Here is a 21,877-nt window from a genome sequence, read left to right as displayed (position 1 = left end):
TCCACCGTTCCCGTCCTGGATGGGACCCATGTGAGGCGGCGGTGAGAGTGCTCTCATGTCACCCCTTCTGGGGGACGCGTCCGGGCGGCGGGCGTGGTTCGGTGCAGGTATGTGCCGGTGGATGGCGTACTACGGCGACCCGATGCTCGTCGACGACCTGCTGTTCCGGCCCGTGCACTCGATCATCGACCAGAGCCTGCACTCGCGGATGGGCGCGACGACGACCAACGGCGACGGCTTCGGCATCGGGTGGTACGGCGAGGGCGCGGAGCCGGCGGTGTTCAAGGGCGTCGACCCGGCGTGGAACGACGCGAACCTGCGGGAGGTCTCCCGGCAGATCCGCACGCCCCTGCTGTTCGCGCACGTGCGGGCCTCGACCGGTACGGCGGTGCAGCGCAGCAACTGCCACCCGTTCCGGTGGCACGAGTGGCTGTGGATGCACAACGGCGTGCTCGCGGGCTTCCATGACTACAAGCGCGAGCTGGCGATGCAGGTGGACCCGGCGCTGTACGCCGACATCGAGGGCTCGACCGACTCGGAGATGCTGTTCTTCCTCGCCCTGACGTTCGGGCTGCGCGACGACCCGGTCGGCGCCGTGGAGCGCGCGGTGGGGCTGGTCGAGCGGGTCGCCGCCGAGCACGGCGTGGTCCACCCGGTGCAGATGACCGTCGCCACGTCGAACGGCGAGTCGGTCTGGGTCTTCCGCTACTCCAGCGAGGGCACGTCGCGCTCGCTGTTCTACTCGACCGACATCGCCCGGCTGCGCGAGCTCTACCCCGACATCGAGGTCATCGCCCGCGCCGGCGACGAGACCAGGCTGGTGGTCTCCGAGCCGCTGCGCGACCTGCCCGGCGCGTGGAACGAGGTCCCCGAGTCCTCGGTGTACATCATCGGCCCGGGCGCCGACGAGCTGGTCGGGTTCCAGCCGCGCGCCTGACCTCAGCGACCACGCAGGCGGCGTACCTCCGTCTCGAGCGAGCGCACCCGGTCCTCGAGCGCGAGCACGTGCGCGATGCCGGCGAGGTTCAGGCCGTCCGCGAGGAGCTGGCGGATCCGGTGCAGGCGCTCGATGTCGTCGGCGCTGTAGAGCCGCGTGCCGCCGGCGGTGCGGTCGGGCTCGAGCAGGCCGCGGCGCTCGTAGACGCGGAGGTTCTGGATCTCCATCGACACCATCTCGGCGGCGACCGAGATCGCGAAGACACCCCGGCTGCTTGCTCGATCTCCCTGGGCCACGGACTTGATTCTTCCTGATGATCGGAATATAAAAAACCTGTACTGAACGTTACAGGTACGGACCCGGTTCACGGGCCCCCGACAGCAGAACCAGGAGGACAGTGATGTTGCTTCGCACCACCGACCCGTTCCGCGACTTCGACCGGCTCACCCAGCAGCTCCTCGGCACCACCAACCGTCCCGCGGTGATGCCGATGGACGCGTGGCGTGAGGGCGACCGCTTCGTGATCGAGTTCGACCTGCCCGGCGTGGCGAAGGAGAGCATCGACCTGGACGTCGAGCGCAACGTGCTCACCGTCCGGGCCGAGCGGGTCGCCCGCAACGGCGACTGGGAGGCCCTGGCCACCGAGCGCCCGAAGGGCGTGTTCAGCCGCCAGCTCGTGCTCGGCGACAACCTCGACCTGGACCGCATCGAGGCGGCGTACGCCGACGGCGTCCTGCGCCTGGTCGTGCCGGTCGCCGAGAAGGCGAAGCCGCGCAAGATCGAGATCAACGCCGGCTCGAACGAGACGGAGCGCACCGCGATCGAGGCCTGACGCTCACGCAGCCGTCAGCCCAGGAGAGGGGCCGCCCGGAGGGGCGGCCCCTCGTGTCATGGTTCGATCGCGCGCTCGTCGGCCTCGTGGCCCGGGTCGAGGTGCGCGGCGTCCGACACCCGCAGCGGGGTGAAGCTCCCGGCGCTCTGCGCGTCGACGACCCGCGTCATCAGGCACACGTGGTCGCCGCCGTCGTCGAGCAGGGCGGTGCGTTCCAGGACGATCCGGTTGGGCAGCGCGTCCACGAGCGGTACGCCGTACTCGCTGTCGGAGACGTCGAGGCCGGCGAACTTGTCGACCTCCTCGCCGGTCTGGGTGCCGAACCGCTCGGCCATCGGCAGATCGTCGGCGCCGAGGAAGTGCACCGCGAGGTGGGAGGACCGCAGGGCGACCCGGTAGGTGTGGTTCGCCTTCGACAGCCACACGCAGTAGCGCTCCGGGCCGATGCTGGACTGCGCGTGGAAGCCGACGAGGCAGCCGGCGCGCTCGTCCTCGGCGACCGTCGTGACCACCACGAGCGGCGCGTCCACGGACGCCATGATCTGGTCGAATGCGTCGTCAGGCACGACTTCACCCTAGATGGGGTACCACGTACCTGTGACCGCCGACCTCGTGTACGTCGTGGCGGGTGCGGCGCTCCTGCTGGCGGTCGTGCTGCCCGCGCTGCTGGACCGCTACGCCATCTCCGCGCCGATGGTGCTCGTCGCCGTCGGGCTGGCGATCGGGTTCACCCCGCTCCCCGACGGACTGCCCCTGGACCCCCAGGAGAACCGCGCCACCATCGAGCACGTCACCGAGCTCGTCGTGATCGTCGCGCTGATGGGCGTGGGCCTGGCGATCGACCGGCCGCTGGAGCTGCGCCGGCGCGCGTCCTGGGGGAGGTGGAGCACCACCTGGCGGCTGCTGGGGATCGCGATGCCGCTGGGCATCGGCGCGATCGCGCTGCTCGGCTGGGCGATGGGGGCCTCGGTCGCGGTGGCGCTCCTGCTGGGCGCCGCGCTCGCGCCCACCGACCCGGTGCTCGCCTCGGACGTCCAGGTCGCCGGGCCGCAGACCGGTGACCACGAGGTCGACGAGTCCGACGAGCTCCGGTTCACGCTGACCTCGGAGGCCGGCCTGAACGACGGGCTGGCGTTCCCGTTCGTGTACGCCGCGATCCTGCTGGCGACCGAGGGCGCGCTCGGGCTGGAGTGGGTCGGCTGGTACCTCGTCGGCAAGGTCGTCATCGGGGTCGCCGCCGGCATCCTGGTCGGCCGCGTGCTGGCGTACGTCGCGTTCCGCTCCAGCAGCCGCTCGCTGCGGGTGGCCGAGCGCGGCGAGTCGCTGCTCGCCCTCGCGGCGCTGGTGTCGGCGTACGGCGTCGGCGAGATCGCGGGCGGCTACGGCTTCCTGTCGGTGTTCGTCTGCGCGATGACGTTCCGCTCGGCCGAACGGTCGCACGACTACCAGGCGGCGATGCACGAGGTCGCCGAGCGGCTGGAGCGGTTGCTGACGCTGTTCGTGCTGCTGGTGCTGGGCATCGCGCTCAGCCGCGGGCTGCTCGAGGCGCTGGACTGGCGCGGCGTCGTGATCGGGGTGGCGCTGATCTTCCTGGTCCGTCCCGTCACGGGCCTGATCGCGCTCAGCCCGATGGCGCGGCGCGAACAGCCGCCGCTGGACCGCGGGCAGCGCTGGGCCGCGGCGTTCTTCGGCGTCCGCGGGATCGGCTCGATCTACTACCTCGCCTACGCCGCCGGCGAGGCCGACGAGCTCGCGGCGGACTGGCTGTGGTCGACGGTGGCGTTCACCGTGGTGCTGTCGGTGTTCGTGCACGGCGTCCTGGCCTCGCCGGTGATGCGGCGGATCGACGCCTGATCTCGGCATCCGACAACGCCTAAGGCCGGCCCGTTCCGAGCCGATGGGGTCCAGGAAGACACCCACGGAAGGGTACGGACATGAGCGCCGAGCCGATGGAACGGCTGGTCAGGCGGCATCGCACGCGTGCGACTGGAGCGATCCTGGACTCACTGCGCGCAGACGGCTGGTCGGTGTTCTCCAGCGTGCGCTGGCCAGGGAGCCGGCGCGGCGACGTCTCGCACGTCGTCGTCGGTCCTCCGGGTGTCTTCGTGATCGACGTGAAGGACTGGGCCGGCCGGATCGAGGTCCGGGAGAACAGCTTCTGGTGCCGCGGTCGCCGTCAGCACCGCGTGATCGGCCAGGCCAGTGAGGCCGCGCTCGCCGTCGCCGGCCTGGTCAGCGGTCCCGCCGCGACCACCGTGCGCTCCGCGCTCTGCTTCGAGCGCGAGGAGCCGCTGGTCGGCTGGTGCCACGACGTGATGATCTGCTCGACCGCGAACCTCCGGGAGATGCTGACGCGCCGCCCGCCGATGCTGTCCTCCGACGAGGTCACCCTCGCGTCGATCGAGCTCGACCTCGGGTTCCGCGCCGCGGCCGGTCCGCCGCCGCGCACCCCGCGGCTGCAGATGCCGCGGCAGAAGCGCCTGCCGCGCGAGCTCCGCGAGCCGCGGGTCCGTCGCCCCGAGCCGCGGATCAGCCGCTCGTTCCGCCGCGGCGTGCTCAAGCTGACCGTCCTCGCGCTGATCGGGCTCCTCGCGGTCTCCCAGCTGCCCAAGCTCGTCGACTACGGCGAGAACCTGAAGGACCGCGCCGTCGAGGCCGTCCAGCCCGAGAGCATGCTGCCCGCCATCGGCTTCGACAGCTGCCAGGCACTGCGCGAGGTCTACCCCGACGGTGTCGGCACGGTCGCCGCCGTGCGCCGGGTCAAGGGCCCGTGGGGCGTCCCGGCGATCCAGCCGGAGGTGTACAGGGCCAGCGCGGTCCTCGACAAGGACCGCGACGGCCTGGTCTGCGAGCGCTCAGACCGCTAGCCGCGCGGTGGGCGGGGGACGAGCTTCGGCACCCGGTCGACGACGTCCTGGTAGGACGGGCGCCGCTCGAGACTGCGCTTCTCCATCATCGGGATGCTGACGGTGAGGAACAGCAGCAGCATGGCGAGCGCGCCGACGAAGACCCACCACCAGTCCGCCGGAGAGGCGGCCAGGCCGAAGAGGCCGAGGGCGAACCAGAAGCTGATCTCGCCGAAGTAGTTGGGGTGGCGCGACCAGCCCCACAGCCCGCGGTCCATGACCTGGCCCGGCTCGCGGGTGCGCAGGAAGCGGTGCATCTGGGTGTCCGCGACGAGCTCGAGCGCGACGGCGCCGAGCCCGATCGCGACGGCGAGCCAGTCGAGCCAGCCCACGGCGCGGCCGGGCTGGGTGAGGGCGACGTACGCCGGGACCAGGCCGAGGAACACCTGGAGCGTGGGGACCAGGTGGATGCCGACGAGGTCGGCGACGAGCTCGAAGCGACCGGCGTTCGCCCGCACCATCGGGTAGCGCCAGTCCTCGTGGTGCAGGCCCGGGAAGGTGTAGACCCAGTTCGCGGTCAGCCGCACCGCCCACACGACGATGACCCCGCAGACCAGCCAGGCGCGCAGCTCGTCGGGGTCGCTCTCGCTCCACCAGTAGACGGCGAGCAGCGGCGGGATCACGCTCCAGTACGCGTCGTAGAAGCTCGAGTTGTGGTGGAACCGGCTGAAGCCGAAGATCACCAGCGTCGCGAGGACGTCGGCGATCAGCCCGTCCAGCCAGAGGTACGCCGTGTCGGGCCCGGCGTACAGCCACGCGGCGCCGACGCCGATCGCGACGACGTAGGCGAGAAGGACATGGGCCAGCGACCGGGTTCTGCTCACGGCGCCCGACCGTACCGGCTGCGTCAGCTGCTGGCGCGCGGAACGGGGATGTGCGCGGCCACGGTGTCCGGGTAGAACTCCGGGTCGCGGACGTAGGTGCCGCGCACGGACGGCAGCCGCATGTAGGAGAGCCGGCTCGTCTCGTGCCGGGACTTGCGGATGCCGTCGATCACCAGGCCCGCGAGGAACAGCAGGCACGAGATCATCACCAGGAAGGACGAGACGATCAGCGTGGGCATCCGCGGCACCATCCCGGTCTGGACGTACTGCACCAGCACCGGGATCGCGAGCACGGTGGCGAGGAACATCAGCACCGCGGAGATCAGCCCGTAGAAGTAGATCGGACGCTCGTGCCGGGTGAGCGTCATGATCACGTTGAGGATCTTCCAGCCGTCGCGGTAGGTGCGCAGCTTGGACTCGGAGCCCTCCGGCCGGTCCTTGAAGCCGACGTCGACGGTGGCCGACGGGATCCGCAGCGCGAGCGAGTGGACGGTCAGCTCGGTCTCGATCTCGAACTCGCGCGACACCGCCGGGAAGCTCTTCACGAACCGGCGCGAGAAGATCCGGTAGCCGGAGAGCATGTCGCCCATCGTGTCGCCGAAGATGCCGGTGACGATCCGGTTCAGTGCCTTGTTGCCGGTCTCGTGGCCCGCGCGGTACGCATCGCCGCGTCGTACGCCGACGACCTGGTCGAGGTTGTCGGCGAGCAGCTTCTCGATCATCGCGGGCGCCGCGCCGGCGTCGTAGGTGTCGTCGCCGTCGATCAGCAGGTAGATGTCCGCGTCGATGTCCGCGAACGCCCGGCGGACCACGTTCCCCTTGCCCTTGTGGGGTTCTGAGCACACGATCGCGCCCGCCTCGCGCGCCCGCTCGACCGTGCGGTCGGTGCTGCAGTTGTCGTAGACGTAGACCGTGATCCCAGGAACCGAGGCGACGAGGTCCGCGACCACCGTCGCGATCGCCGCCTCCTCGTTGTGGCAAGGCACGACCGCTGCGATGCGGTAACGCTCGGCTGCTGTGGACACACGACCTCCTTGGGCGACCCCCGAGATCGACATGTCCCGCTCAACGGGAGAGCGAACCTGGGGTTACGGCCCGGTAGACATCCTCCAGCCGGTCCACGTGCACGTCCCAGGAGTACGCCGCTCGAGCGAACGCGGCTCCCTCCGCGCCGAGCCGCCGCCTCTCGTCGGGGTCGGCCGCCAGCTTGCGCAGCGCCTCGGGCAGGTCGCCCGCGGCCATGTCGACGAACCGCACCCCGGGCCCCGCGGTCCACGGCGAGTGCAGGGCGGGGTCCTCCCTCAGCAGCACGGGAAGCCCGCTAGCCATCGCCTCCAGCACGGTCAGCGGGCACTCGCCGACCGAGGCGACGACCATCACGTCGGCGGCGGCGTAGACCTCCGGCATCTCGTCGGCGGGCACGGCGCCGAGGAAGCGAAGACGCGGATCCTCAAGCCCTGCTGGGCGTTCGCCGCCGGCGAAGGCGATCTCGTACTCGTCGCCCGCGGCTGCCGCGACCAGGTCGAAGCCCTTCTTCGGCACGAACCGCCCGACGAACAGCGCCACCGGCCGCTCGCGGGCCACCGGCGGGCGGGGGTGGAAGCGCGCCGTGTCGACGCCGTTGCCGAGCACGACGACCTTCGACGGGTCGGGCAGCCCGGCCGCGACGTGCTCGTCGATCGGCAGCACGGTGCGGGCGCCGCCGAGGACGAGCCGGCCGAACGTGGCGAGGACGACTCCCTGCACCAGCCGCACCAGCGCGGAGGAGTGGTGCACGAAGCCGACGTGGCGGTGGACGACGTACGGGGTCCGCAGCACCAGGCACCACAGCGCCGCCACCCAGCTCGACAGGTAGAGCACGTCGTGCACGTGCACGAGGTCCGCCCGCCGCACCTCGCGCGCCAGCACCCACAGCAGGCGTGGCGAGAACAGCGGGAACGGCACGCCGTACCGCTCCTCGAGCCCGTTCCACGCGCGCACCCGCACCGTGCGGATGCCGTCCTCGACGCGGGTGCCGGCGCCGCTGCTGACGACCGTGACGTCCCAGCCGCGGTCGCGGAGCCCCCGAGTCTCCGCGCCCACGACCGTCTCGAGCCCACCGAGGTGCGGCAGCACCTGGTGGGCGACGTGGAGGACGTGTGGTCTGGACCGTGACACGCGCCCTATATGCCCCGGCGTAACCGGCCCGACACCCTCCCGTTGGACAGCCGTGGACTCACCCCACTGGTATCGACGCGTGCTCCCGCTCACCGCGCTGGCGGTCGGTCTGGTGGCGCTGCTCGCCGCGCTCTTCCCGGGCGTGCGGGACCAGATGGCGCTGTCCGCCTCGCACCAGCCGCAGGAGTACGTCGCGCTCTCGTTCGCCCGCTCGTCCGACGGCACGGTGCCGGTCTGTGGCGGCAGCCGCACCGAGCTCACCGTGAGCTTCACCGTCGACAACGCGATGAGCGACGTGCGCACCTTCGACTACGTCGTCACCGCGGGCGACGTCCGCCGCACCGGCACGGTCGCCGTCGACCCGGGCGAGACCGCCGATGTCACGCAGGTGCTCGCCCGGCCCGCACGCGACTTCGACCTCGCGGTCCGGCTGCCCGGCGCCGACCGGGAGGTCCTCGCCCACTGCCGAGGTGCCCGGCGATGAGGGTCGCGGTGGTCTCCCCGCGCTTCGCGCCCGAGCCCGGGGGAGTGGAGCAGTACGCCGCCTGGGTCGCGCGCACCCTGCGCGACCGCGGCCATGACGTCATCGTGGTCACCACCGGCCGCGCGCGGCGCACCGTCGAGACGTCGTACGACGGCATCCGCGTGGTGCGGCTCGGCACCTGGCTGACGCTCTCGAACACCCCGCTGAACCCGTGGTGGGCCTGGCAGCTGCGCCGGCTGCTGCGCGGCGTCGACGTCGTCAACGCGCATGCGCCCGTGCCGGGGCTCGCCGACCTCGCGGCGTTCACGTCGCCCGCCCCGGTCGTGCTGACCTACCACTCCGGCTCGCTGGTGAAGGGCGACCACCGGGTCGACGGCGTGCTGCGTGCCTACGAGAAGCACGTGCTGCCGCGGGTCTTCGCCCGCAGTGCCGCCCTGGTCGCGGTGTCGCCCGTCTCGCTCGCGCACGCCACCGGTCGCGCGCGGCTGATCCCGCCGGGCGTCGACACCGAGATCTTCACGCCGAGCGGCGAGCCGCGCGAGCGCCGGGTGCTGTACGTCGGCCGCGTCGAGCAGTCGTCGCGGTGGAAGGGCCTGCAGGTGCTGGTCGACGCGCTGCCCCGGCTGCGTGCGCTGGTGCCGGACGCGCGGCTCACGGTCGTCGGCTCGGGCGATGACGTCGTCGCGCTGCAGAAGCAGGCGGCCGACCTCGGCGTCGCCGACCTGGTCGAGTGGGCCGGGCACGTCGACCACGCCGCGCTGCCGGCGTACTACCGCCGCGCCGGGGTCACCGTGCTGCCGTCGCTGACGGAGGCCGAGTCGTTCGGGATGGCGCTGGCCGAGGCGATCGCGTGCGGCTGCCCGGTGGTGGGGTCCGACGTCGGCGGGATCCCGTACGTCGTCCGCGACGGCGTCGACGGCCGCCTCGTGCCGCCCGGCGACCCGGTCGCGCTGGCCGACGCGCTGGCCGAGGTGCTGACAGGGGAGATGCAGGTCGAGCCGTCCCGGTGGGCCTGGCGTGGGGACGAGATGGAGAGCGTGATGAGGGAGGCCGCCCGATGGTGAGCGAGGAGACGGTCGCGCGGCTGCGCGCGGCGGTGCCGACGACGCTGCTGCCCGCGCTGGTGCGGGCGCGGACCCGCGCGGCGTGGCGGAGCGAGTCCGTCCGTGAGGACGCCCGCGCGCAGATGCGCTTCCTGCTCGAGCACTCCCGGCCCGACGCCGACCTCGACGAGGTGGCGCGGGCGTACGTCGCCTACCAGGCCCGGCGCGGCGAGCTGCGCTGGCACCCCGAGCTGATCACCAGCCTGCGTGTGCAGGGCATGCACTGGCTGCGCGAGGCGCGCGCGCTCGGGCGCGGCGTCGTGCTCAACTTCATGCACCACGGCTACTACGACGGCGCCTTCGCGTCGATCGCCCGGCTCGGCGTCCCCGGTCACCTGGTGGCCTACCCCTACATGCTCGAGCCCGACGCGCCGGCCTGGCTGCGCCAGCACGTGAAGGTCGCGACCACCCACGGTGGCACGCCCGTCAGCGCGGCCGTCGGCACCGACGGGCTCACCGCGCTGCTGAACGACGGCAAGGTCGTCGCGATCGCCACCGACGTCCCGGGCCGGACGCCGCTGCGCTTCGCCGGACGCGAGGTGCTGGGCTCGTTCGGGGCCGCCCGCCTGGCCATCGGCACCGACTCGCCGGTCGTGGTGATCACCTCCGAGGAGGACGACCAGGGGCCGTTCATCCAGGTGCACGAGCCGTTGCTCCCCGCCGAGTTCGCCGGGCCCGAGCCGCTGCTCCACCGGATGCTCGCGATCCACGAGGCGGTCGTGCTCCGCTGGCCCGAGGCGACCGACCTGCCGCTCTCGCGCTGGGGATCGGTCGAGGACCGGGTCGCGCATGGTTGACACCGTCCTCGAGCGCGCCGACACGTCGTACGTCGACGTCACGCCCCGGCGCCGGCGCGAGCCGCTGCGCTGGCGGGTGCTCGCGCTGGTGGCCGCGCAGGCCGTGGTCGCGCTGGACCTCGACCTGCCGGTGCTGCGCGCGACGGTCGCGCTGGTCACGTTCGTCGCGCTGCCGACCCTCGTGCTCGCCCGCCGGGCGACCCGGTTGCCGTACGCGTTCGGCCTCAGCCTGCTCGGCCTCGTCGTGGGCGGGCTGCTGCTCGACACCGTGCTGCCCTGGGTCGGCGTGGACCACCCGCTCGCGCCGCTGCCGCTGGCGATCACCTGGCTCGTCGTCGACCTCGCGCTGCTGCTCTGGCGCCGCGACATCCCCCTGGCGCAACCGGGCGCCCTCCGTGCCGTGCTCGACGCCCAGCTCGTGCTCGCGCCCACCCTGGCCTCGGTCGCGCTGCTGCTGTCGGTGACGGGCGCGATCCGGCTCAACAACGGGGCTTCCGGACTCGTCGCGGTGGTCGCGGTGCTCGTCGGCGCCGCCGCTCTGCTCGCCCAGGTCCTGGGGACGCGGCGTGCGCACGACGGCTGGGTCCTCGGCCTGGTCTCCGCCGGCCTGCTGCTCGCGACGTCGCTGCGCGGCTGGGTGATCACGGGCCACGACATCCAGGCGGAGTACCTCGCGTTCCGCCTCACCGACGGTGTGCAGAACTGGGAGATGAGCGCGCTGCCCAGCGCGTACAACGCCTGCCTCAGCGTGACGATCCTGCCGACCGTGCTCGCGCAGGCGACCGGTCTGTCGGGCGTCGTCGTGTTCAAGCTGCTGCTGCAGCTGGTGTTCGCCGTCGTCCCGGTGTTGACGTACCTGTTCGCGCGGCGGTTCGTCCCGCGCCGGCTCGCGTTCGCTGCCGCGGTCCTCACGATCGCGTTCCCGACGTTCTTCACCGACATGCCGTACCTCGTGCGCCAGGAGATGGCGTTCTTCTTCCTCGCGCTGCTGCTGCTCGCGGCGACCGAGCGTCACCCGAATCGGCTCCTGGTGTACGCGTTCGGCGTCGGTGTGGTCCTGTCGCACTACTCCACGACGTACGTGCTGCTGATGGCGATGGTCGCCGCCCTCCTCGGGCTGACGGTCCTCCGCCAGGTGCGGCGCACGCCGCTGGTGCTGCTGCACCCGCTGATGGTCGGCGCGCTGCTCGTCACGACGCTCGCCTGGGCCGGGCCGATCACCGGGACCGGCGGCCACGCGCGTGAGGTGCTGAGCGAGACCGTGCAGGCGATCACGGGCTCCGGCGACGACGGGCCGAGCTCGTCCGACACGTCGTACTGGCTGCTCTCCGGCGACCAGACCTCGCCCGACGAGCGGATGTCGATGTTCGTCGACGCGACCCTCGACTACCGCGCCGCGGAGATCCCGGAGGAGCAGCAGACCCTGCCGGACCCGGGTCCGGAGGTGACGTCGCCGGAGCTGCACCCGGTGGCGTCCACGCCGGTCAAGCTGGCGTGCGCGCTGGTGATGCAGGCGTTCCTGCTGCTCGGTCTCGTCTGGCTGCTGCGGCGCCGCAAGGACAGCGGCTTCCCCCGCGAGGTCGTGTTCCTGGTGTGGGGATCGATGGCCGCGCTCGGCCTGATCGTCGTGGTGCCGAACCTCTCGGTCGACTACGGCGTGCTGCGCGCGTTCCAGCAGACGCTCCTGGTCGTCGCGCCGGTGATGGCGATGGGCATGTGGTTCGTGCTGCGGCGGCGGGTCCTGTGCGCGGTCGCGCCGGTCGCGCTGCTGGTCGTCCTCGCGGCCACCCAGCAGCGGATCGCGCTCGCGAACGCCGGCGTCTACTACGACCGGTTCTTCGCGACCGACTCCGCCATCAACGGCATCGGCTGGCTCGGCGCGACCGACCGCGCGGACAAGGACAACGAGCGGATCATCGCCAACCGCAACGTCAACGTCCGGCTGCTGGCGATGAGCGACAACCGGGCTCCGGTGTCCGACCGGCTGTTCCCGACGATGCTCTCGGACGACGGCTACGTCTTCGTCGACGGCCAGATCCTCGACCAGGGCGAGTCCACGGTCTTCTGGACCGGCGACCTGCTCACCTACACCTACCCGATCGGCGCCCTCGACCGGCGCCTCGACCGGATCTTTGACGCCCCTCAAGCCCGGGTGTACCGATGAACAGCAAGCTGCTGAGCAACTCGCTGCTCGTCCTCGTCACGACCCTGCTGATGGCCGGCGCGGGCGCGCTGTTCTGGGTGATCGCCGCGCGGCTCGCCTCGCCCGAGGACGTCGGCCTGGCCGGCTCGCTCGTGGCCGCCGGCGACGCGCTGGCGCTGTTCGCCCAGCTGGGCCTGAACATCGCGATCGTGAAGACTCTCCCGGCCAGCTCCCGCAAGGCGGCCGACGTGGTCACGGCCGCGCTGGTCGTCGCCGGCGCGGGCGCGACGTTCGCCCTCCTGTACGCCGTGCTGCTGCCGGCCACGTCGCCCCGGCTGGCCGAGGTGCTGCACTCGCCGCTGGTGATCGCGGCGTTCTGCGTGCTGGTCGCCGCGACCGCCCTCAACGTGCTCACCGACAGCGTGTTCCTGGCGATCGACCGGGTCTGGTCGTTCCTCCGGCTCAACGGCTTCCTGATGGGCGTGCTCAAGTGCGGGCTGCCGTTCCTGCTCGCCGGTGCGGGCGCGTTCGGGCTGTACGGCTCGTTCGGCCTCGCGATCCTCTGCTGCGCGCTCGCCAGCCTCGCGGTGATCCTGCGCCACGTCCCCGGGTCGCGGCGGCCGTCGCCGTCGCCCCAGCTGCTCGCCAACCGCGGCTTCGCGGCCGCGGGCTACGTGACCTACGTGCTCACCGTCCTGCCCCTATTGGTGTTCCCGCTGCTGGTCGTCAACGCGCTCGGGTCGGCCCAGGCCGGGTCGTACTTCATCGCGTTCCAGGTCGCGATGCTGCTCAACGCCGTGGTGCTCGCGGTCGCCAACGCGACCTACGCCGAGACCGAGCGCGCCGAGCACGGCCGCCACGCCGTCGTGCGCAAGGGCGGGCTGCTGATCGCGGCGGCATCGGTCGGCGGCGCCCTAGTGATGCTGCTCCTGGCGCCGTACCTGCTCGCGATCTTCGGCTCCCACTACGCCGACGAGGGCACCGCCACGCTGCGGGTGCTGGCGCTCGGCGCGGTCGGCGCCGCCTTCAACTACTGGGGGATGATGCGGCTGCGGCTGGCGGCCAACCTCGTCGCGATGATCTCGGTGCAGGCCGTCAGCACCGTCGTGATGCTGACGCTCGCGGTCTCGCTCGCCGACCGGGGCACGGTCTGGGTCGCGGCGGCGTGGGGCATCGGGCACGCCGTGGGCGGGCTGCTCGGCTACCTCGTCACCGCGACGGTCGCCCGCTTCTCCGACGACGCGCCCGCCCGTGCCGAGGAGCTGACGCCGGCATGAGGGACGTGGCCGTCTCGATCGTCCTGACCCTGCTGCGCGTCGGCCTGCGGGTCCTCGAGCGCGTGGTCCCGCAGACCCGGTCGGTGGTGTTGTCGGCCTACCCGGAGACCGAGGGCAACGGCGTCGAGGTGGCGCGCGCGCTCGTGGACCGGTACGCCGGCCGCGTGGTCTGGCTGCGCGACGGCGGCCCGGTGCCGCCCGAGGTCCAGGCCCTCGCCGCGCGCGGCCTGGTGCTGGTGCCGAAGGCCAGCCCGGCCGGGCTGTGGGCGTACCTGCGCGCCGAGGCGGTGCTGTTCACGCACGGGCTCTACGGCAGCCCGCGGCTGCGCAAGCCGGTCGTGAACATCTGGCACGGCGACGGCCCGAAGGGGATCGCGCCGTCGAAGGACGCCGGGCGGCTGATCGAGAGCACCTACTTCGTGGGCAGCACGCCGCTGTTCAGCCACCACCAGGCGGCGACGTTCGGCGTCCCCGCCGAGCGGGTGCTGCTGACCGGGAACCCGCGCACCGACCAGCTGTGGCGCCCCGCCGGCGCGGATCGCCTGGCCGCGCTCGGCATCACCCAGGAGTTCGTGGTGTGGATGCCGACGTTCCGCACCGCCCGCGCGGTCGGCGCGATGCGCGCCGGTGGTCCGGTGACCGAGGACCGCGCCGGGCTCGCCGAGCTCGCCGCCGGGCTGCGCGCCCAGGGCCGGCAGCTGGTGGTGAAGCCGCACCCGATGGATGCCGACCGGCGCGCCTGGCCGGGCGCGGTGACCCTCGACGAGGGCGACCTGAGCGCCGCGGGCGTCACGCTCTACGAGCTCCTGGGCGCGTCGTCCGGCCTGGTGACCGACTACTCGAGCGTGTGGGTCGACTACCTGCTCACCGACCGGCCGATCGCGTTCCTCGTGCACGACCGCGACACCTACGACCGCCCGCTGCACCCCGCCGACGTCCTCGACTGGGTGCCCGGCGAGGTCGTCGACCTCGACCGGGAGCCGTTCGCGCGGTTCCTCGCCGACCCCGACGCGGGCCTGCGCCGCGAGGTCGCGACCCGGATCGGGCTCAACCGGTCGGCGACCGCCGCGGACGACCTGGTGACCGCGCTGGTCAAGCTCGGGGTGCTGGAGTCGGCGTGACCGCGCGGGCCGGGCTGAGCACGTCGCCGCGCGGGCGCAGGAACGGCCGCTCCAGGTAGCGGTAGCTGAGCACGGTCAGCGCGACCGCGGAGGCCACCGCGACCAGCCCGAGCAGGGGCTTCGGCCCCGGCGCTTCCTCGAGCAGCAGGAACGGCACGACGTGCCAGAGGTACAGGCTGTAGCTGTGCCGGCCGACGGTCGCCAGCCACGGGTGGCCGAGCAGCCGGTGCACCGGGCCGTGCTGCCCGCCGTACCCGGTGTGGATCAGCACCACCCCGGCGACGACCGCGAGCGGGACGCCGACGTACCGGTAGACCGGGCTGTCGCCGTCCGGCCCGAGCAGGGAGTACGCCGCGACCGCGGCCAGCGCGAGCGCCGCGGGCGCGGTGCCGCGGGTGGTGGTGGGCCGGCCGCGGTCGAGGAACCACAGTGCGAGCGCGGCGCCGACGAGCAGCTCCGCGCAGCGGGCGGTCGGCCCGAAGTAGAACCAGAACGTGCCGAGGGCCAACGAGAGGCTGTAGTCGACCGCGGCGACCGCGACCGAGACCGTCGCCAGCCGGCGCGCGCTCCAGCCGCGCCGTCGCGCGGCGATCACGGCCACCGGCCAGAGCGCGTAGAAGTACCACTCGACCGCCAGCGACCAGGTCTGGCCGAACGGCTGGAGTGCCGGCAGCCACAGGCTGCCCTCCTGCTCGGCGGCGTACGGCGACGACAGCTGGGTGAGCACGACGACCCCGCGCCGGGCGACCTCGGCGGGGTCGAGCGGCGCCCACGGGACCACGGCGTACAGGACGACCGAGCCGGCCACGAGACCGAGCAGCGCGGGGTAGAGCCGGACCAGCCGCCGGCGCATGAACGGGACCCAGCCCGACGGCGTGCGCCACAGCATCGTGGTGATGATGAAGCCGCTCAGCACGAAGAACAGGTCGACGCCGATCACGCCGCCGTGGAAGATCGGGACGTACCAGCTGAACCAGTGCAGCGCGAGGACGGCGACGATCGCGACCGCGCGGATGCCGTCCAGGTAGTCGAAGCGTCCGGTCGCCACGAGTCCGTAACGAATGGCGACCCGCGCGCGTTATGGGAGGACCATGCGGATCGCGACAGCAGTTCTCGGGGCGCTCGTCCTGGTGGCGGGGATCCCTGGTTCCGCGAGCGCCGCCCCGCAGCCGCAGCCGGAGCCCCAGCCGATCCCGGCGGTCCAGGCCGACTCCGTCGTCGACGGCTACGGCGTCGGCATCCACCTGAACTTCCTCAACACGCCCTACCGCGACGAGGACGCCGTCGCGGCACTGCTGCGTGACCTCGGTGTCCGCCACGTCCGCGACGACCTCTACCTCGACGCGCCGTGGCAGTACGACGCCATCGAGACCGTCGCCGAGGACGCCGGCGTCCGCTTCGACCTGATCATGGGCCGCCCCGGCACCGGCGCGGTACCGGCCGACTACGTCGCGACCGTCGCCGAACAGTTCTCGCCCGGGGTGGTCGAGAGCATCGAGGGCGTCAACGAGTGGGACCTGTTCGGCGGCGAGGAGTGGGTCACCGAGATGCGGACCTGGCAGGAGGGGCTCTGGGCGGCCGCCGGGGCGAACCCGGCCACGGCCGACCTGCCGGTGCTGTCGCCGGCGCTGGCCTTCCGCTGGAACTACGCCGAGGTCGGCGACCTCTCGCCGTTCGCCGACGTCGCGAACGCGCACATGTACCCCGGCGGCCACAAGCCGTCGAACCAGGTCACCCGGATCACCGAGGCGCTGAAGCAGGCCGTGCCCGGCCGACCGGTGGTGACCACCGAGGCCGGCTACCACAACGCGATGGCGGCGGAGAGCACGCACCCGCCGGTGCCGGAGGACGTCGCGGGCGTCTACCTGCCGCGGCTGCTGCTCGAGCACCTCGGCCGCGGCGAGCAGCGGATGTACAGCTACGAGCTCATCGACTCGTTCGACGACCCGGCCCAGACCAACCCCGAGGCGCACTTCGGGCTGGTGCGCCACGACCTGACGCCGAAGCCGGCGTACAGCTCGATGAAGGCGCTGCTGGCGCTGCTCGCCGACCCCGGCCCGGCGTTCCAGCCGGGCTCGCTCGCCGTGGCCGCCGACGGGCTGCCCGAGGACGCGCGCTACCTCCTGACCCAGAAGCGCAACGGCGACTTCGTGCTGCTGCTGTTCCGCGACGTGTCGCTGTGGGACCCCGACGCGCAGGCGTACCTGCCCGAGCGCACGGCCGACGTGACGCTGCGGTTCGCCGAGCCGGCCGAGCTCACCGTGAACCGGCCGTCGGACCGCGGTCACGTGCCGTCCACGACGCGAGGTGCGTCGCTGCCGATCCAGCTCGACGGGCAGGTCACCGCGGTCACCGTCGACACCAGCATCGCCCCGAGCGCGCCCTCGATCGTGTCCGCGAAGCCGGGCAAGCGTCGCGTGACCGTTCGGTGGGAGCCGCCGGCCGGTTCGGTCACGGCGTACCGGCTGACCGCGCTCGGTCGCACGGTGACGGTCGGACCCGGCCGGACGCAGGCGACGCTCACGAGGCTGCCGGCCGGCAAGCGGCTGCGCGTGGCCGTCCGCGCGCAGAACGAGCACGGCTGGAGCGCTCCGGCGTACACGCGGTATCTGAAGGTCTCAGGGTGACCGAGGCACACTGGTGAGGTGAGCATCACACTGACCTCCGGTGAGCTCGAGCTGCTCGGCAAGGAGCTCGACACCATCCGGCAGGACGTCCTGGACGACCGGGGCGCGCGCGACGCCGCCTACATCCGGCGGCTGGTGCGGGTGCAGCGGGGGCTCGAGCTCGGCGGCCGCGCCATGCTGATGGGACGCCGCAGTCGTACGTCGTGGCTGCTGGGCACCGCCGCGCTCACCGTGGCGAAGGTCCTCGACAACATGGAGATCGGGCACAACGTCCTGCACGGTCAGTGGGACTGGATGCGCGACCCGAAGATCCACTCCTCGACGTGGGAGTGGGACCACGTGACGCCCGCCGCGCAGTGGAAGCGCGCGCACAACGACACCCACCACCGGTTCACGAACATCATCGGCCAGGACAACGACCTCGGCTACGGGATCATGCGGGTCGACGAGGCGCAGCCGTGGCAGCCGCGGTACCTCGCCCAGCCGGCGTGGAACTTCGTGACCGCGTGCATCTTCGAGTACGGCATCGCGATGTTCGACCTCGACCTCGGCGACCACATCCGCGACAAGCGGACGATGACGCCCGAGAAGAAGGCCGAGGTACGCGTCGCCCTGGTGAAGGCGCGCAAGCAGCTCACCAAGGACTTCGTGTTCTACCCGGCGCTGTCCGGGCGGGCGTGGAAGTCCACGCTCGCCGCCAACGCGACCGCGAACCTGCTCCGCAACCTGTGGAGCCACTCGGTCATCATGTGTGGCCACTTCCCTGAGGGCGTGCAGGCCTTCGAGCAGGAGTCGCTGGACCGGAACGAGACGCGCGGGCAGTGGTACCTGCGGCAGATGCTCGGCTCGGCCAACATCTCCGGCCCCCGGTCACTGCACCTGATGACCGGCAACCTGTCGCACCAGATCGAGCACCACATCTTCCCGGACCTGCCGTCGAACCGGTACTTCGAGATCGCGCCCCGGGTGCGCGCGGTGTTCGACCGGTTCGACCTCACCTACAACTCGCGCCCACTGGTCAGGCAGGTCGCGAGCGCCTGGCACAAGGTGGTCCGGCTGTCGCTGCCGAACGGGTGGCTCGCCGAGACCAACCGGCGCAACCTGCTCCCGCAGCTGCGCCGGCTCACGGTGCGTCCGGCCTAGGCCGATCGTGTCCAACCGGCAGCAGAGACGGCTCGGGCTCAGACCTGCGCCCGCTCGGCGGGCTCGGCCTCGTACTCCGCCTGCGGGCCGGGCACGACGTGGGTGGTGGCGCGCACGACCGGCACCAGGATCGCGACGATCGTCGCGGCCGCGCCGGTGATCCCCAGCAGCAGGAAGCCGTGCGAGTAGCCGGACTCGGTGGGCAGGCCGCTGGCCTGGAGCTGGCTGGTGACCACGGTGGCGATCACGGCCGAGCCGATCGCGCCGCCGACGGTGCGGATGTTGGTGTTCATGCCGCTGGCGACACCGGTCTGCGACTGCGGGACGGCGGCGACCACGAGGTTCGACATCGCGGCGAACGCGAGGCCGAAGGCCAGGCCGAGGAACGTCGTCTCGACGAGGATCATCCAGACCTCGTCGTGGAAGAACGCCAGGCCGAACATGCCGAACGCGGTGAGCCCGGCGCCGAACACCAGCAGCATCTTGGAGCCGACGCGGGCGGCCAGGCGACCGGCGGCGACGCCGCCGATGAAGCTGGCGACGGTCTGCGGGAGCAGCAGCAGGCCTGACTCGGTCACCGTCGCGCCGAAGCCGTAGCCCGCGACCTCCGGGGTCTGCAGGAACTGCGGCAGGAACGCGAAGCTCGAGTACATCCCGAAGCCGAACAGCAGCGCGACGAGGTTGACCGTCCACACGGTCGGGATCCGCATCATCCGCATGTCCACCAGCGGGTCGCTGCTGCGCGTCTCGGCGATCACCCAGACCGGCAGCAGCACGGCGGCGGCGACGAACAGGCCGATCACGCGCGGGGAGTCCCAGCCCCAGTGGTGGCCCTGGCTGACGGCGACGAGCAGGGCGACCAGCCAGCTGGACATCAGCAGCGCGGTGGCGACGTTGATCCGGCCCGGCGTGCGCTCGGGGGACTCCGGCACCCAGATCGCGGCCGCGACCGCGGCGACGGTCGTCATGATCATCGGGATCCAGAACAGCCAGTGGTAGCTGAGCGCGTCGACCAGCGGGCCGGCGATGACGAGGCCGACCCCGCCACCGACCGCGAGCAGCGCGGCCGCCGTACCGATCGCGGAGGCGACCTTCTCGCGGGGGAACTCGTCGCGGATGATGCCGAACGTCAGCGGCAGCACGCCGCCGCCGATGCCCTGGATCGCGCGGGCGGCGATCATCACGCTGACGCTGGTGGCGACGGCGGCGAGCAGCGAGCCCACGGCGAGCGCGCCCAGCGCGACCACGAGCATCCGCTCCTTGCCGACCTTGTCGCCGATGCGGCCGATGATCGGCGTGAAGACCGACGCGGACACGAGGTACGCCGTGAGCACCCACGTCACCGTGGTCTGGTCCGTGCCGAGTGCCTCCTGGATCGTCGGCAGCACGGGGTTGACCATCGACTGGAGCAACGAGAACGACGCCACGCCCACGCAGAGCACCACGAAGGTGACCCGGTAGTCGGTGCGGCGGTCGAGCGGGGCGGTCATCGAGATCCTCACGGGCGCAGGGGCGGGCACAACCCCTAACCCGCCGCCCTACTGGTTGATTCCGGCAACCTTTCGGCCGGTGATGTGATCCCGGTCGCGCCAGGCGCCGGTGGACCACAGGGCCCAGAGCACCAGCACCGGCTGGAAGAACAGGCGCACGAAGCGCTTCTGGTCGGTGTCCAGGCCGAAGGCGTCGGTGCCCTCGACGTACTGCGCGATGTTCCCCGGGAAGATCGCGACGAAGAACGCCGCCACCACCCAGCCGACCGGCACCCGGCCGCGGGCCCAGCCGATGAGGGCGGCACCGAGCGTCACCTCGACGATGCCCGAGACGATCACCACCGCGTCGTCGTCGACGGGGAACCAGCTCGGGACCTGGGCCTGGAACTCCTCCCGGGCGACGGTGAGGTGGGTGACCCCGGCGAAGGCGAGGATCGCGCCGAGCGCGACCCGGGCCAGCGTGCGCGGGGCGGACGTGGGCGGCGCGTCGAAGCGGCTCATGCCCGCACGCTAGCCGCAGTCGGCAAGCGCCGGGGCGCCCTCTCCTAGGCTGGACGGACCATGCTGTGCCACCACTTCGACGCCGGCCGCTGCCGCTCCTGCAGCCTGCTCGGCCTGCCGTACGACGTGCAGCTGCTCGACAAGCGGCGGCGGGTGGAGGACCTGGTGGCGGGCGTCGCCTGGCTCCCGCCGGTCGCGAGCCCGCAGCTGGGGTTCCGCAACAAGGCGAAGATGGTCGTGCACGGCACGGTCGACGAGCCCACGCTCGGGATCCTCAACCCGGCCGGGGCCGGCGTCGACCTGCGCGACTGCCCGCTGCACACCCCCGGCATCCAGGCCGCGCTGCCGGTGCTCGCGGCCTTCGTGACCCGCGCCGCGATCGCGCCGTACGACGTGCCGACGCGCCGCGGCGAGCTGAAGCACCTGCTGGTGACCGAGTCGCCGGACGGCGAGCTGATGGTGCGGTTCGTGCTGCGCTCCCAGGAGCCGGTGACGCGGATCCAGAAGCACCTGCCGTGGCTGCGCGAGGCGCTGCCCGCGCTGGGGGTCGCGTCGGTGAACCTCCAGCCCGAGCACAAGGCGGTCCTCGAGGGCGACCGCGAGCTGGTGCTCACCGAGCAGGAGACGCTGCGGATGCGGGTCAACGGGATCGACCTGCACCTGCGGCCGCAGAGCTTCTTCCAGACCAACACCGCGATGGCCGCGGCGCTGTACCAGCAGGCGCGGGCCTGGGCGGACGAGAGCGCGCCGGGCTCCGTGTGGGACCTGTACTGCGGCGTCGGCGGCTTCGCGCTGCACCTCGCCCGGCCCGGCCGCGACGTCCTCGGCGTCGAGATCAGCACCGAGGCGGTCGCGTCGGCGACCCTCAGCGCCCAGGAGGCGGGGTTGGCGGCGCGGTTCGAGGCCGGGGACGCGACGTCGTACCTGCTCGACCGGCCCGCGCCCGACCTCGTCGTGGTCAACCCGCCCCGCCGCGGCATCGGGTCCGAGCTGAGCGGCTGGCTCGAGGAGTCCGGCGTACGCCACGTCCTGTACTCCAGCTGCAACGCGCAGACCCTCGCGACCGACCTCGCCGCGATGCCGTCGCTGCGCCCGGTGCGCGGCCAGCTGCTCGACATGTTCCCCAACACTGGGCACTACGAGGTGCTGGTGCTGCTGGAGCGGTGAGGGGGAACCCGGCGCTGGTGGCGCCTACTTCGGCGGCAGGCTCCGGGCGTAGGTGACGCCGACGTCGGTCCATCGCTCGAGGACGGCGTCGTCGTCGAGGTGGTCGGGCCGCACCCGCAGCCAGCCGGTCATCGGGGTGTCGCCGCGCATCGTGAACTCGTGGGCGTCCGGGTCGCCCAGCAGCTCCTCGGTCCGCTCCGGCGGCACCCGCAGCAGCAGCCCGCCCTCGTGGCTCGCCGCCACCGCCATGTTCCCGTTGACGAGGAACGCCAGGCCGCCGAACATCCTCCGCTCGGTCAGCCCCGGCTCACCCAGCACGACGTCCCGCACCCGCTGGGCTAGATCTTCGTCGTACGACACGCCCCGAT

Annotated in this window: 22 protein-coding genes; 13 read left to right on the top strand and 9 right to left on the bottom strand. The window is 72.3% G+C overall.

Going from position 1 to position 21,877, the window contains the following annotated elements; genetic code table 11:
- The first annotated feature begins 55 nt into the window (after positions 1-55).
- On the top strand, positions 56-937 hold the full coding sequence (locus tag ABD875_RS16070) for a class II glutamine amidotransferase (protein WP_345179780.1): 882 nt from the start codon (positions 56-58) through the stop codon (positions 935-937).
- A gap of 2 nt (positions 938-939) precedes the next feature.
- Here ABD875_RS16070 and ABD875_RS16065 read toward each other — a convergent pair whose 3' ends face one another.
- Positions 940-1,233, bottom strand: a complete 294-nt coding sequence (locus ABD875_RS16065; RefSeq protein WP_345179778.1) for a MerR family transcriptional regulator — start codon at positions 1,231-1,233, stop codon at positions 940-942.
- A gap of 104 nt (positions 1,234-1,337) precedes the next feature.
- On the opposite strand from ABD875_RS16065, the gene ABD875_RS16060 reads away from it, so the two are divergent.
- Positions 1,338-1,769, top strand: coding sequence for an Hsp20/alpha crystallin family protein (locus ABD875_RS16060; RefSeq protein ID WP_345179774.1), 432 nt, complete (start codon positions 1,338-1,340; stop codon positions 1,767-1,769).
- 56 nt (positions 1,770-1,825) lie between these two features.
- On the opposite strand, the gene ABD875_RS16055 is transcribed toward ABD875_RS16060, so the two are convergent.
- Positions 1,826-2,335: a flavin reductase family protein gene (locus ABD875_RS16055; RefSeq protein WP_345179771.1), complete on the bottom strand. Its 510-nt coding sequence runs from the start codon at positions 2,333-2,335 to the stop codon at positions 1,826-1,828.
- Between the two features lie 31 nt (positions 2,336-2,366).
- Here ABD875_RS16055 and ABD875_RS16050 point away from each other — a divergent pair, with 31 nt between their 5' ends.
- A complete protein-coding gene (locus ABD875_RS16050; protein WP_345179767.1) occupies positions 2,367-3,623 on the top strand; it encodes a cation:proton antiporter in 1,257 nt (418 codons plus the stop codon).
- 80 nt (positions 3,624-3,703) lie between these two features.
- Complete coding sequence (locus tag ABD875_RS16045) at positions 3,704-4,636, top strand: NERD domain-containing protein (protein WP_345179763.1); 933 nt, start codon at positions 3,704-3,706, stop codon at positions 4,634-4,636.
- Here the strand turns inward: ABD875_RS16045 and ABD875_RS16040 are convergent.
- From ABD875_RS16040 to ABD875_RS16030, 3 genes are read right to left on the bottom strand one after another with little or no spacing between them, the layout of a single operon-like run.
- Complete coding sequence (locus tag ABD875_RS16040; RefSeq protein WP_345179760.1) at positions 4,633-5,499, bottom strand: DUF1295 domain-containing protein; 867 nt, start codon at positions 5,497-5,499, stop codon at positions 4,633-4,635. The two genes, ABD875_RS16045 and ABD875_RS16040, sit on opposite strands and share 4 nt — an antisense overlap.
- A gap of 23 nt (positions 5,500-5,522) precedes the next feature.
- On the bottom strand, positions 5,523-6,524 hold the full coding sequence (locus tag ABD875_RS16035) for a glycosyltransferase family 2 protein (RefSeq protein WP_345179756.1): 1,002 nt from the start codon (positions 6,522-6,524) through the stop codon (positions 5,523-5,525).
- Between the two features lie 40 nt (positions 6,525-6,564).
- The gene (locus ABD875_RS16030; protein WP_345179753.1) at positions 6,565-7,656 is read right to left on the bottom strand and encodes a glycosyltransferase family 4 protein; all 1,092 of its coding nucleotides are present in this window, start codon (positions 7,654-7,656) and stop codon (positions 6,565-6,567) included.
- A gap of 79 nt (positions 7,657-7,735) precedes the next feature.
- Between ABD875_RS16030 and ABD875_RS16025 the strand changes: the two genes are divergently transcribed.
- From ABD875_RS16025 to ABD875_RS16000, 6 genes are read left to right on the top strand one after another with little or no spacing between them, the layout of a single operon-like run.
- The gene (locus tag ABD875_RS16025) at positions 7,736-8,140 is read left to right on the top strand and encodes a hypothetical protein (RefSeq protein ID WP_345179750.1); all 405 of its coding nucleotides are present in this window, start codon (positions 7,736-7,738) and stop codon (positions 8,138-8,140) included.
- Positions 8,137-9,204, top strand: a complete 1,068-nt coding sequence (locus ABD875_RS16020) for a glycosyltransferase family 4 protein (protein WP_345179746.1) — start codon at positions 8,137-8,139, stop codon at positions 9,202-9,204. Before ABD875_RS16025 ends, ABD875_RS16020 begins: the two co-directional genes overlap by 4 nt.
- Complete coding sequence (locus ABD875_RS16015; RefSeq protein ID WP_345179744.1) at positions 9,201-10,040, top strand: lysophospholipid acyltransferase family protein; 840 nt, start codon at positions 9,201-9,203, stop codon at positions 10,038-10,040. Before ABD875_RS16020 ends, ABD875_RS16015 begins: the two co-directional genes overlap by 4 nt.
- On the top strand, positions 10,033-12,204 hold the full coding sequence (locus ABD875_RS16010) for a hypothetical protein (RefSeq protein ID WP_345179741.1): 2,172 nt from the start codon (positions 10,033-10,035) through the stop codon (positions 12,202-12,204). Before ABD875_RS16015 ends, ABD875_RS16010 begins: the two co-directional genes overlap by 8 nt.
- On the top strand, positions 12,201-13,460 hold the full coding sequence (locus tag ABD875_RS16005; RefSeq protein WP_345179738.1) for a lipopolysaccharide biosynthesis protein: 1,260 nt from the start codon (positions 12,201-12,203) through the stop codon (positions 13,458-13,460). The genes ABD875_RS16010 and ABD875_RS16005 overlap by 4 nt, the downstream gene beginning before the upstream one ends.
- Positions 13,457-14,581 carry a CDP-glycerol glycerophosphotransferase family protein gene (locus tag ABD875_RS16000; RefSeq protein WP_345179735.1) on the top strand — a complete coding sequence of 375 codons (1,125 nt, stop codon included), beginning with the start codon at positions 13,457-13,459 and terminating at the stop codon, positions 14,579-14,581. Before ABD875_RS16005 ends, ABD875_RS16000 begins: the two co-directional genes overlap by 4 nt.
- Here the strand turns inward: ABD875_RS16000 and ABD875_RS15995 are convergent.
- Positions 14,553-15,629, bottom strand: coding sequence for an acyltransferase family protein (locus ABD875_RS15995; RefSeq protein ID WP_345179731.1), 1,077 nt, complete (start codon positions 15,627-15,629; stop codon positions 14,553-14,555). The two genes, ABD875_RS16000 and ABD875_RS15995, sit on opposite strands and share 29 nt — an antisense overlap.
- A gap of 43 nt (positions 15,630-15,672) precedes the next feature.
- Between ABD875_RS15995 and ABD875_RS15990 the strand changes: the two genes are divergently transcribed.
- Together ABD875_RS15990 and ABD875_RS15985 are read left to right on the top strand one after the other, a co-directional pair.
- Positions 15,673-17,208, top strand: a complete 1,536-nt coding sequence (locus tag ABD875_RS15990) for a fibronectin type III domain-containing protein (protein ID WP_345179726.1) — start codon at positions 15,673-15,675, stop codon at positions 17,206-17,208.
- Positions 17,209-17,226: 18 nt separating this feature from the next.
- Entirely contained in the window at positions 17,227-18,351 is a 1,125-nt protein-coding gene (locus tag ABD875_RS15985; RefSeq protein WP_345179722.1) for a fatty acid desaturase family protein, read from the top strand.
- A 38-nt stretch (positions 18,352-18,389) separates the two neighbouring features.
- Here the strand turns inward: ABD875_RS15985 and ABD875_RS15980 are convergent, their stop codons facing one another.
- Positions 18,390-19,841 carry an MFS transporter gene (locus ABD875_RS15980; protein ID WP_345179718.1) on the bottom strand — a complete coding sequence of 484 codons (1,452 nt, stop codon included), beginning with the start codon at positions 19,839-19,841 and terminating at the stop codon, positions 18,390-18,392.
- Positions 19,842-19,889: 48 nt separating this feature from the next.
- Complete coding sequence (locus ABD875_RS15975) at positions 19,890-20,342, bottom strand: DoxX family protein (protein ID WP_345179715.1); 453 nt, start codon at positions 20,340-20,342, stop codon at positions 19,890-19,892.
- 60 nt (positions 20,343-20,402) lie between these two features.
- Between ABD875_RS15975 and rlmC the strand changes: the two genes are divergently transcribed.
- Complete coding sequence (gene rlmC / locus ABD875_RS15970; RefSeq protein ID WP_345179712.1) at positions 20,403-21,509, top strand: 23S rRNA (uracil(747)-C(5))-methyltransferase RlmC; 1,107 nt, start codon at positions 20,403-20,405, stop codon at positions 21,507-21,509.
- A 24-nt stretch (positions 21,510-21,533) separates the two neighbouring features.
- Here rlmC and ABD875_RS15965 read toward each other — a convergent pair whose 3' ends face one another.
- Positions 21,534-21,869, bottom strand: coding sequence for a TfoX/Sxy family protein (locus tag ABD875_RS15965; protein WP_345179709.1), 336 nt, complete (start codon positions 21,867-21,869; stop codon positions 21,534-21,536).
- Positions 21,870-21,877 lie beyond the last annotated feature (8 nt).

Source organism: Nocardioides caricicola (assembly GCF_039541135.1).
In the GTDB taxonomy this organism is placed as follows: Bacteria; Actinomycetota; Actinomycetes; order Propionibacteriales; family Nocardioidaceae; genus Nocardioides; species Nocardioides caricicola.
The sequence above is the reverse complement of the archived record's forward strand: the minus strand, read 5'-3'. Positions and strand labels throughout refer to the sequence as shown.